We start from the raw sequence: 10,785 nt of genomic DNA, 5'->3' as shown, positions 1-10,785 counted from the left end.
GGCAAGGTCGCGGTTGCGAACGCGTACCTGTTCTCGCTGCACGGTGGCACGCTCAAGCCGCTGCAGCTCGAGGGTGACAACGCGATCCTGACCGGCACCACGGTGCACGTCTCGGGTGACGCGGCGAAGCTGCTCAACAGCACCTTCAAGACCGACGCCGTCAAGAGCGGCCTCCTCGTCGGCACCGCCACCATCACCGCCAAGATCAAGTAACGCTTCCGCGCCAGGGACGACCGCAGCACCACGCAGACCGCGTGGTGCTGCGGTCGTTCCGGCGTGTGCGGACCGCGGCGACCACGGCCACGGCCTGGAGGCGCGGATCACCTCACCGACGTCGCTGCCACCAGCGGCGTGGCCGGTCCTCGGACGCCGCGGCGCGTTCGGCCGCGGCGCGCGCGTCTGCCTGCTGGCGCGCCTGCCGGCGATCCCGCCACCGGGACAACTCCTCGTCGACGTCGCGGAGCGGGGTCACCACCGGTGGCCCGCCGAGCAGCTGCCGACGGGCCTCCTTCACGCGCGCGTTGAAGTCCTCGAGCACGGCACGGACGTCGGTCTCGACGGACAGGTCGTCGAGGTGGGCATCGAGTTCGGCGTCCTCGGTGCGGAGCGACAGGGCGGGCGGTGCGATGCCGCGGATGTCCTCCCGCTCGATCTTCGACTTGATCCACCAGTCGGGATCGTGCCGGCCGTCGTTCCCGGGCAGTGGCTTGCCGTGGTACGGGTTCCCCTCGAAGGCGCCGCGGCGTTCGGCCTGTTCGATCTGGGCCCTGGCGTGCGCCGCGACGTCGGCGGCCTGCAGGAGCCGACGTTCCTCGCGGACCTCGTCCGGGTCGAGGGAGCCGCGTTCGATCTCGCTGTCCACGAGCTGCTGGTACCGGTAGCGGGCGGCCCGCCGCAACCGGTCCATGCGTGCATCGACGTCGTTCATCGTGCTTCCATCTTGCACACGGACTCACGAATCGCGCGAGAGTTCCTCGACCGTGAGCGCTGCCTGGATGAGGGCGAGGTGCGAGAGCCCCTGCGGGAGGTTCCCCATGAACGCGCCGTCCTCGCTGATCATCTCGCTGAACAGCCCGACGTCGTTCGCCTGCTCGACCATCTCGTCCATCAGGACCCGGGCATCGTCGACCCGGCCGACGCACGCCATCGCTGCGACCAGCCAGAACGAGCACGCCACGAACGGGGACTCCTCGTCCTCGATGCCGGAGTAGCGGTACACGAGCGGGCCACGCTGCAGCTGGTCCTCGATCGCCCGGATCGTCGACTCCATCCGGGAACCGCGATCGAACGCGCTCATCGCGTGCAGCAGGATCGACGTGTCGAGCTTGTCGGAGCCCGGGTACATCACGTAGTGGCCGCGCTCCTCGTCCCAGCCGTGCTCCCCGACCCACTGCACGATGAGCTCGCGGTTCTCCACCCACTTGTCACGCGGGCCGTCGATCATGCCGGCGTCGTGCAGCTCGATCGCGGCGTCGAGTGCCTGCCAGCAGCCGATCTTGCTCGTGACGTAGTGCTGCGCTTCCTCGAGTTCCCACATGCCCGAGTCCTGCTCCTCCCAGCGGTGGCAGGCGTCGTCGGCGAGGCCCTGCAGGACCGCCGCGGTCTTGCGGTCGAGGACGTTCCCGGCCCGGACGTACTGCCGCAGGATCTCGAAGACGTCACCCCAGACGCCGAGCTGCAGCTGGTCGCCCGCGCGGTTCCCGATCGTGACCGGGCCGACCCCGTTCCACCCCGGGACGTCGCGTTCCTCGACGCCGTCGCTCTTCGACCCGTCGAGCCGGTAGAAGATCGGCATGTCCGCGTCGTGCTCGGCGATCGTCTCCATCACCCACGAGACCGCGGCGTGGGTCTCCTCGCGCAGGCCGAACCGGGTGAGCGCGTGCACCGTGTACGACAGGTCTCGCACCCAGGCGAACCGGTAGTCCCAGTTCTTCCCGCCGGTGCGGTCCTCGGGCAGGCTCGTCGTCGGGGCCGCCGCGATGGCGCCGGTGGGGGAGTAGATGAGCAGCTTGAGGGCGAGGGCGCTCCGCTGCACCGCGTCGGACCACGGGCCGTCGTAGGAGAACTCCTCGGACCAGGTCGCCCAGTTGTCGATGGTGCGGTCCATCGCGTCGAGGGCGCTCTCCGGCCGAGGCATGAAGATCGGCTCGTCGTGGGTGCCGACGATCGTGAGGATGTGCTTCGACCCGGCCGTGGTGGTGAAGCGGCCGGAGAACCGGGGGCCGTCGTCGTGCACGGGCTCGAACCCCTGCTCGACGATGGCGATCGTGATGCCGTCGATCCCGATCACGGCGCCGTTCGCGGTGTCGAGGCGCTTCGGCTCGGTGGTGTTCAGGAGGGTGCCCGGCACGACCGCCCACTCCAGTTCGACCGTGCCCTCGACGCCCTGCACGCAGCGTGCGACCTCCGCCCACGGCAGCCGGCCGGCGACACCGGTGACCATCGCGTCCGTCACGGTCGCACGGCCCGACGACGTCGTCCACGTCGTGACGAGGACGTTCGTCCCTGACAGGTACTCGCGGGAGACCTCGGCGGTTCCGTCGACCGGTCGCAGTGCGACGTGTCCGCCGTGCTCGGCATCGAGGATGCTCGCGAACACCGGCGGTGAGTCCATCGCCGGGATCGGCAGCCAGTCGATCCGACCGTCGCGCGCGATGAGCGCGACCGTCCGCCCGTCGCCGATGGCACCGTAGGAGCGGAGTGGGACGTAGCCGTCTGTGCGCTCCTCGTTGTCGGTCGCGTCGGGGGTGTCTCGGGTCCGCTCGGTCATGCTCCAAGACTGCCCGGGCCCTGGACCCGACCATCAGGCGGGCGTACCCCGCTGTGGAGAACGCATCCGAGCCTCCAGACCGTGGAGAACCGGCGACACGCCCGGCGTGACTTGTGCACCCCGGGCGTGTCGCACTACTGTCGTGCTCCTGCCCATCGGCAGGACCGCCCGTCCCGGGCACCACCGGAAGGACCGCGCATGCGCGCCGTGCAGCACCACGAACAGCGAGTCGAGCTCCAGCTCGACACGCTCCTCGTGCTGCCCGAACAGCGCAACGAGCAGCAGTCCGACCGCTATCCCGCGTAGGCACGCGACGTCACCCGACGCCCCGTGCCCACCCGGCCCGGGGCGTCCTCTCCACGGCGCTGCCCTCCGAACGTCACACGTCGTGACCCGGAACGGCAGCCGGAGTCCGCCTCGGACCGTCACCGAAGACGTCGCCGACGACCGTCGTCGACGACCGTCACGAAAGCGAGACGAAGCGATGAAGAAGATCAACGACCGGCTGCTGAGCTGGGCCTCGATGCTCGAGGAGAACACCGAGCAGCAGGCGCGCACCACCGCTCGCATGCCGTTCGTGTTCCCGCACCTGGCACTCATGCCGGACGCCCACCTCGGCCTCGGCGCCACCGTCGGATCGGTCATCCCGACCCTCGGCGCAGTGATGCCGGCAGCCGTCGGCGTGGACATCGGCTGCGGCATGATCGCGGTCCGGACCCAGTTCACGAAGGGCGACCTGCCCGACGACCTGCAGGAGCTCCGCGAGCAGATCGAGCGGGCCATCCCGCTGTCGGCCGGCGCGTCGAACCGGAAGATCGTCGCCACCGCCGCGCCCCGGATCGCGGAACTCGAGACGATGGCGGCCGCCGCCGGGTTCGACCCCGCGGGCGCGCACGGCGGTTGGCGGAACCAGCTCGGGACCCTCGGGTCCGGCAACCACTTCATCGAGGTCTCCCTCGACGAGGTGGACCGGGTCTGGCTGTTCCTGCACTCCGGGTCCCGGGGCGTCGGCAACAAGATCGCCCAGCGGCACATCAGGGTCGCCAAGCGGATGATGCAGCGCTGGTGGATCGAGCTCCCGGACCCCGACCTGGCGTACCTGGTCGAGGGCACCCCGGAGTTCGACCGGTACATCGCCGAGCTGCGGTGGGCCCAGCACTTCGCGCTCCTCAACCGCGAGGAGATGATGGACCGGGTCGTGCGGCAGCTGTCCGAGGTCCTCGGGCAGCCGGTCGACGAGCAGGAGCGGATCAACTGCCACCACAACTTCACCCAGCGTGAGACGCACTGGGGGAAGTCGGTGTGGGTGTCCCGGAAGGGCGCGATCCAGGCGAAGGCCGGGCAGCCCGGGCTCATCCCCGGATCGATGGGCACCGCGTCGTACGTCGTCGAAGGCCTCGGCAACAAGCCGTCGCTCGAGTCGTCGCCGCACGGTGCCGGTCGGCTGTACTCGCGCTCTGCAGCCCGGAAGACCTTCACGCACGACGAGCTCCGGGCAGCGATGGTCGGCATCGAGTACCGCGACACCGATGCGTTCCTCGACGAGATCCCCGCGGCGTACAAGCCCATCGACCAGGTGATGGCCGACGCGGCGGAGCTCGTGTCGGTCCGGCACACGCTGCGCCAGGTCGTCAACGTGAAGGGCGACTGACGTCGCGACCCATGGTCGGACTGGAGGCGCGGGGCGGGCCAGCCCCGCGCCTCCAGCCCGGCAGGTGGCTGGGACCCACCGCCCCTTCCGGACACGGGCCGTTCCGTCAGGCACGCTCAGTGGGGTGAGTGAGCAGACGGAACAGGCGGCCCGGAAGACCGGCCGTGAAGCGAAGCGGGTCGCGGACAGCCGCTGGTTCGAGGTGACCGCACGCGCAGGGTTCGTCGGCAGCGGCATCGTCCACCTGCTCATCGGCTACCTCGCGATCCTGCTCGGCGTCGGGAACGGGTCGTCCGGCAGCGAGACCGACCAGTCCGGCGCACTGCAGCAGATCGCGGCGGTCCCCGGCGGCGTCGTGCTGCTCTGGCTCGTCGCCGTCGCCACCGCGGCGCTGGCCGTCCGGCTCGTCGTCGAGGCCGTGGTCGGCGGACGCACCGACAGCGCCCGCGCCTGGGGCAACCGACTCAAGAACGTCGGCAAGGCCATCGTCTACTGGATCATCGCGTACTCGGCCGCGTCGTACGCGGTGGGGGCGGGGAAGAGCTCGAGCGGCTCGAGCCGGAGTGCGGCGGCGAAGGCGCTCGCGACACCGGGCGGGGTGTTCCTCCTGCTCCTCGTCGCGGCGATCGCGATCGCGATCGGGATCGGGCTGATCGTGATCGGTTGCCGACGCTCGTTCTGGAAGCAGCTCGTGCACCCGCCGCAGTCGGTCGAGCGGGTCGTGACGGTGCTCGGCGTGGTCGGTTACGTGCTCAAGGGCCTCGCGGTCGTGATCGTCGGCGTGCTCATCGCGGTCGCGGGCATCCGCAGCAACCCCGACCAGGCCACCGGGCTCGACGGGGCCTTCGACGCGCTCCGGAGCATGCCCGGGGGTGTGTTCGTCCTGGTGGCGATCGGCATCGGGTTCCTGGCCTTCGGCGTGTACAGCTTCTTCCGCGCCCGCTACGCCCGGCTCTGACGCACGGGCCCCGGCCGAGTCTCGTCGTGGGCGACAGGGCTCGCGGCGAACGGCCCGAGAACTGTCGCCCAGGCCGAGTCTCGGCCCTCCTCCGCTGGGGACGAACGGAGGCGTCACCGGTAGACCGGGGGCATGAGCGCCACCGCGACGACCGGACCCGTGACCGTCTTCTCCGACGCCCGAGCGGTCCTCGCCGAGAGCATCGTGTGGGACCCGGCAGGGCAGCGGCTGCGCTGGACCGACATCACGCTCGGGACGCTGAACACGGCCGACGCCCGCGGCTCGCTCGAGTCGAGCGTGCCGCTGCCGCCCCCGCTCGCGAGCTTCCAACCCCGAGCCGCCGGCGGGTTCGTCGCGGCGCTCGGGGACGTGGTGGTGGTGACCGACGCCGAGGGCACCGTCGAGCGGGAGATCGCCCGCGTGCAGCACGCCGGTCCGGGGCACCGCTTCAACGAGGGCAAGTGCGACCCGTTCGGCCGGTTCCTGGTCGGCAGCATGGACCTGACGACGGGGGAGCCGGACGGAGCGCTCTACTCGGTCGAGGCGGACGGCGCGACGCGGCTGCTCCGGGGCGGCTTCGGGGTGACGAACGGGATCGAGTGGTCGGACGGCGACACCACGATGTACGTCACGGACACGAGCGCCTCGACGATCTACCGCGCCCCGTACGGCCCCGACGGCGAGCTCGGCGAACTCGAGCCGTTCGTCGTCGGCCAGGCGCACGACGGACTCGTCCGCGACGACGAGGGGTGCTTCTGGAGCGCGATCTACGGCGGGGGCCGTGTCGAGCGGTACGGCGCGGACGGGTCGCACCTCGAGACCGTCGAGCTCGCCGCACCGAACGTCACCTCGGTCGCGTTCGGCGGCCCGGACATGTCGACCCTGTTCGTCGCCACGGCGCGGGAGAACCTCACCGAGGAGCAGCTCGACGCGCATCCGCACTCGGGCGCGGTCTTCGCGGTGCCGACCCGGGTGCACGGGTTCCCCGCGAACACGTTCAGCGGCTGACGGGCGCGCGGCCCCGGTGACCAGGACTCCCGGTGGGACGGCGGGTATCGTGGGCGCTCGCCCGACCCGAGGAGACCGAAGTGCACGACGACCACACGGCAGCCACCCCGGACCCGGCGAGCGACCTCGCACGGGCCGAGAACGCGGACGTCACCGTGGAGGTCGACCGGGTCGCCGTCGACGGCACCTACGTCCGGGTGAGCTCGATCGGCGAGCCGGGCGAGCGGGCGTTCCTGCTCGTGGCCGGACTCGGGATCGCTGCGACCTACTACGAGCGGCTCGCCCCGCACCTCAACGAGAACGGGCCGGTGCACGCCCTGGACCTCCCGGGGTTCGCGGGCGTCCCGCGGTTCCGTGGCAGGGTCTCGATCGAGCGGTACGCCGACGCCGTCGAGAAGGTCATCGACGACCTCGGTCTGGTCGACCCGGTGCTCGTCGGACACTCGATGGGGACGCAGGTGGTGACGGAGGTCGCTGCCCGGCGGCCGGAGATCTCCGACCTGGTGCTCATCAGCCCGGTGGTCGACTCGCACGCCCGCACGGTCCGGCAGTCGGCGTTCCGGTTCCTCCGGTCGACGCTGCACGAGCCGGCGGCGGTCCGGTGGCACGGCATCACGGCGTACGCGCTCTGCGGTTGGCACTGGTTCTCGAAGGTGCTGCCGCGGATGATCGCGTTCCCGATCGAGGAGCGCGCCGCACACGTGCAGGCACACACGCTCATCGTCCGCGGCGAGTACGACGCGATGGTCCCGCGGGACTGGGTGCGCCGCTTGGCTCGGGTGTTCCCCTACGCGGTCCTGCGCGAGGTCGTGGACGGTGCCCACTCGGTGATGCACGCCCAGGCGGACGCGGTGGCTCGGCTCGCCGTGGACCACGTCGCGGGTCGGCTCCCGGACCGGGGGGTCTCCTCGCTGCAGCGGGTGCGGGACGACTCGACGGCGTCGGACCTCTCCCGGCTCGGCCCGCGCGAGGCCTGGCTGCTCGTGAAGTCGCGGTTCGTCGAGCTGTTCGGGATGGCGAGGAACGACGACGAGACGCTCGAGGCGGCGAAGTCCGCGCACGCGGTCGCGATGGCCGACGGCGACGACCTGCCCGTCGATCCGGAGGACCGCCGGGAGGTCGTCGACACGGTCGCCCCCGAGATGCGCGACGCCGGCTGAAGCGACGCAGTGGGCTGGACCGCCTGGAGGCGCGGTGCCGGTCTCGAGAACCGGCACCGCGCCTCCAGGTCGTCACCTCCAGAGCGCGGGACGCGCGTCAGGGCGTGATGCGGCCCGGCAGCATGTCGCGCGTCAGCGCGTGCGCCTCGGCGAGCACCTTGCGGGCCTCGTCCGTCTTGTCCCAGACGTTCCAGAGCAGCACACCGCGCACGGTGTCGTCGTCGTCGAGGTAGTAGACGACGCCGGTGACCGTCGGTTCCTGCCAGTCCTCGACGGTGCGGAGCTTCGTCGTCACCTGCCCGACGGCCTCGTACCCCATGTCGAAGACGTCGGAGTAGAACATCGGCGTGTGGTCGTACGTCTCGTCCGCGTCGGCGAGGTTCCGGCCGGCCTGCCGACCCTGCTGCTGCGCGTTGTCGACGTGTTCGACGCGGCGGGTGCCGAGGATCCGGTCGGGGTACTCGGCGACGTCCCCCGCGGCGAAGACCGAGTCGTCGTCGGTCAGCAGCGTCGAGGAGACGAGGATGCCGTCCCGCACGGTCAGTCCCGCGTCGGCAGCGAGCTTCGTGGCCGGTTCGATGCCGAGTCCGACGACGACCGCGTCGGCCTCGACCGTGGAGCCGTCGTCGAGGGTCAGGGTGACCCCGCCCTCGTGCTCGCTGCCCTGCTCCACCCGTCGGCCGGTGCGGAGGGTGACGCCGTGGTCCGTGAACCGCTGCTGGAACGCCTGCGCGAGGTCGTCCGGGAACATCCGGCCGCCGACGACCTCGTCCGGGTCGACGAGCGTGACGCGGGCGCCGTTCTGCACGATGCCCGCCGCGATCTCGGTGCCGATGTACCCGCCGCCGACGACGGCCACGTGGGCCCCGGCGTCGGCGAGCTCACGGAGCCGTCGGTAGTCGGCGGCGCTCCGGTAGTCGAGCACCCGCTCCGACGGCTCGAGGCCGGGCAGGCCCCGCGGCTTGCCACCCGTGGCGATGAGCAGGCGCTCGTAGCCGTGGGTGTCGCCGTCGGCCGTCGTTACGGTCTTCGCGGCACGGTCGATCGCCGTGACCGCGGTGCCGAGCACGAAGGACGCCCCGGTCTCCTCGGTGTGCAGGTCGACCTTCTCGTCCCAGCTGAAGTCGGGGTCGGTCCACAGCTTCTTCGAGAGCGCCGGCCGGGCGTAGGGCCGGTCGACGTCCTCGCTGATGATGCCGATCGAGCCGTCGGCGTCGAGTTCGCGGACGCCCCGTGCTGCGGCGTCCGCGACCATCCCGCCGCCGACGATGAGGTAGCGGTAGTCGGTCAAGGCGTCTCCTAGATCGTCGCGACCGAGCCGGAGTCGACCCGGTAGTTCGAGCCGTTCACGAAGCTGGCGAGGTCGGAGCAGAGAAACGCGACGACGTTCGCGACCTCCTCCGGCTCGCCGCGGCGTCCCAGCTCCATGTACGGACGTTCCTCGTCGAGGAAGGACTCGATCGCGTGGTCGAAGGACGTGCCGAGTTCCTTCGAGCGCTTGTCCATCATCGCGTCCGTCATCGGCGTGTGGATGAACGCCGGCGACACCGTGTTCACGAGCAGACCCTCCTTCGCGTAACTGCGCGAGAGCCCCTTCGCGAACGACAGCACCCCGGCCTTGGCAGCGCAGTAGGGGAGCTCGTCGTCGTAGGGCTGGGTGGCGTCCTCGGACACCAGGTAGACGATGCGACCCCAGCCGCCGTTCCGCAGATCGCCGATGAACTCGCGCGTGATGCGGACCGGGCCCATCAGGTCGATGTCGATCGTCTCCGCCCAGCCGGCTTCGTCGATCTCGTGGAACATGCCCTGCGCGCCGGTGACACCGGACGACTGTACGAGGATGTCGATCTCCCCGACGGCGTCGCGCACCTTCGTGTGCAGGTCGGCGAGGCTCGCGGCGCTCCGGACGTCGGCCGCGAAGGCGTGGAGCTTGCCCTGCGGCGCCTCGAGCTGGTCGGCGCTGTTGTCGAGCTGCGCCTGGTCGAGGTCGCTGACCACGACCGTCGCGCCCTCTGCGAGGAGGATGCGGGCCGTGTTCCAACCGATGCCGGAGTCACCGCCGAAGACGAGCGCGGTCTTCCCCTGGATGCCGAGGTCCACGTGCGCTCCGCTCTACGCGTGTGCCGAGGCGTCGGCCACGGCCGGCGTGGTCGCCGATGCGAGCGGGGTGCTCGGTGCGCGGTTCTCCGCGGAGACCATCCACGCGAGCTGCTCGAGGCGCTCGATGAAGCCGTGGAGCAGGTCCGCGGTCGTCGGGTCCTCCTCGTCGACCTCGTCGTGGACGTCGCGCATGGTCCCGGTGGCCTGGTAGAGGCGCAGCGTGACCTGGTCGATCGCGTCGTGCGTCGTGATCTCGCCCTCGGGGAACTGGTCGAGGTGGCTGGTCGCGGCGACCGTGCTCGAGCGGCCGTCCGGCACGGCGTAGAGCGCACGCATGCGCTCCGCGGTGTCGTCGGCGAACTCACGGGCCGCGTCGACGATCTCGTCGAGCTGGAGGTGGAGGTCCCGGAAGTTCGTCCCGAGGATGTTCCAGTGGGCCTGCTTGCCCTGGACGTGCAGGTCGATGAGGTCCACGAGGACCGCCTGGAGGTTCTTGGCGAGCTTGTCCGATGCGTGCATGATCGGTTCCTTCCGCGTTGGTGGCCGGTACCAGACCGGTCTACGCGGTGCGGCAGGACGTCCGCTCAGAACGGCGTCCCCCGCGGACGATCAGTGCGAGACGACGGGGTCGACCTGGTCGACGGCGGAGCGCATCTGCTCGAGGAACACGGCGACGACCCGGGCGTCGTCGGCGGACAGGCCCTCGGCGATCGACATCATCCGGCGGTGCATGATCCCGAGGGTGGCGCGGACCTCGTCGTCGGTCTCGGTCGTCGGCGTGATGACGAGCGCGCGACGGTCGGTCGGGTGCGGGTCGCGGCGGACGTGGTTCGACTTGACGAGGCGGTCGATGAGGATCGTCGTCGACGCCGAGGAGATCTTGAGGTAGGCGGCGAGGTCCTTCGGGCTGACCGACCGGCCGGACCGCTGGGCCTGGAGCAGGAAGCGGACGGCGAGCAGGTCGGTCTCGCCCATGCCCATCGAGTCACGGGTCCGGCGGCGCATGGCCGTCTCGGCGGCACGGTAGCGGCGCAGGGCGTTCAGGACGGCGACGCCGCGCTGCGTCGCGTCGTCGTCGGGGAACCAGTACCCGGACGGCTCCGTCATCTCCTGCGTGGCCATGCGGTTCAGGTTAGCC

At 70.9% G+C, this 10,785-nt stretch carries 10 protein-coding genes and 1 pseudogene; 5 read left to right on the top strand and 6 right to left on the bottom strand.

Translation table 11 applies throughout. From position 1 onward, the window contains the following. Positions 1 to 213, top strand: a pseudogene (locus CRP27_RS18345) (hypothetical protein); the annotation flags it as partial. 112 nt (positions 214 to 325) lie between these two features. Here CRP27_RS18345 and CRP27_RS17775 read toward each other — a convergent pair. Continuing rightward, on the bottom strand, positions 326 to 928 hold the full coding sequence (locus tag CRP27_RS17775) for a DUF1992 domain-containing protein (protein ID WP_097181930.1): 603 nt from the start codon (positions 926 to 928) through the stop codon (positions 326 to 328). A gap of 24 nt (positions 929 to 952) precedes the next feature. Next, positions 953 to 2,770, bottom strand: coding sequence for a glycoside hydrolase family 15 protein (locus CRP27_RS17770; protein ID WP_097181929.1), 1,818 nt, complete (start codon positions 2,768 to 2,770; stop codon positions 953 to 955). A 484-nt stretch (positions 2,771 to 3,254) separates the two neighbouring features. Here CRP27_RS17770 and CRP27_RS17765 point away from each other — a divergent pair, with 484 nt between their 5' ends. From CRP27_RS17765 to CRP27_RS17750, 4 genes are all read left to right on the top strand, one after another. Beyond that, on the top strand, positions 3,255 to 4,421 hold the full coding sequence (locus tag CRP27_RS17765) for an RtcB family protein (protein ID WP_097181928.1): 1,167 nt from the start codon (positions 3,255 to 3,257) through the stop codon (positions 4,419 to 4,421). 124 nt (positions 4,422 to 4,545) lie between these two features. Continuing rightward, positions 4,546 to 5,379, top strand: a complete 834-nt coding sequence (locus CRP27_RS17760; RefSeq protein WP_176505675.1) for a DUF1206 domain-containing protein — start codon at positions 4,546 to 4,548, stop codon at positions 5,377 to 5,379. Positions 5,380 to 5,511: 132 nt separating this feature from the next. Further along, positions 5,512 to 6,387, top strand: a complete 876-nt coding sequence (locus tag CRP27_RS17755; RefSeq protein ID WP_097181926.1) for an SMP-30/gluconolactonase/LRE family protein — start codon at positions 5,512 to 5,514, stop codon at positions 6,385 to 6,387. 80 nt (positions 6,388 to 6,467) lie between these two features. Next, the gene (locus CRP27_RS17750) at positions 6,468 to 7,547 is read left to right on the top strand and encodes an alpha/beta fold hydrolase (RefSeq protein WP_176505674.1); all 1,080 of its coding nucleotides are present in this window, start codon (positions 6,468 to 6,470) and stop codon (positions 7,545 to 7,547) included. Between the two features lie 97 nt (positions 7,548 to 7,644). Here CRP27_RS17750 and CRP27_RS17745 read toward each other — a convergent pair whose 3' ends face one another. From CRP27_RS17745 to CRP27_RS17730, 4 genes are all read right to left on the bottom strand, one after another. Then, positions 7,645 to 8,838, bottom strand: a complete 1,194-nt coding sequence (locus CRP27_RS17745; RefSeq protein WP_097181924.1) for an NAD(P)/FAD-dependent oxidoreductase — start codon at positions 8,836 to 8,838, stop codon at positions 7,645 to 7,647. Positions 8,839 to 8,846: 8 nt separating this feature from the next. After that, on the bottom strand, positions 8,847 to 9,647 hold the full coding sequence (locus CRP27_RS17740; RefSeq protein ID WP_097181923.1) for an SDR family NAD(P)-dependent oxidoreductase: 801 nt from the start codon (positions 9,645 to 9,647) through the stop codon (positions 8,847 to 8,849). Positions 9,648 to 9,659: 12 nt separating this feature from the next. Next, positions 9,660 to 10,166, bottom strand: a complete 507-nt coding sequence (locus tag CRP27_RS17735; RefSeq protein ID WP_079237909.1) for a Dps family protein — start codon at positions 10,164 to 10,166, stop codon at positions 9,660 to 9,662. 90 nt (positions 10,167 to 10,256) lie between these two features. Beyond that, positions 10,257 to 10,769: a MarR family winged helix-turn-helix transcriptional regulator gene (locus CRP27_RS17730; protein ID WP_079237910.1), complete on the bottom strand. Its 513-nt coding sequence runs from the start codon at positions 10,767 to 10,769 to the stop codon at positions 10,257 to 10,259. Positions 10,770 to 10,785 lie beyond the last annotated feature (16 nt).

This window comes from Curtobacterium sp. 314Chir4.1, assembly GCF_900215175.1.
Classification (GTDB): Bacteria; Actinomycetota; Actinomycetes; order Actinomycetales; family Microbacteriaceae; genus Curtobacterium; species Curtobacterium pusillum_A.
The sequence above is the reverse complement of the archived record's forward strand: the minus strand, read 5'-3'. Positions and strand labels throughout refer to the sequence as shown.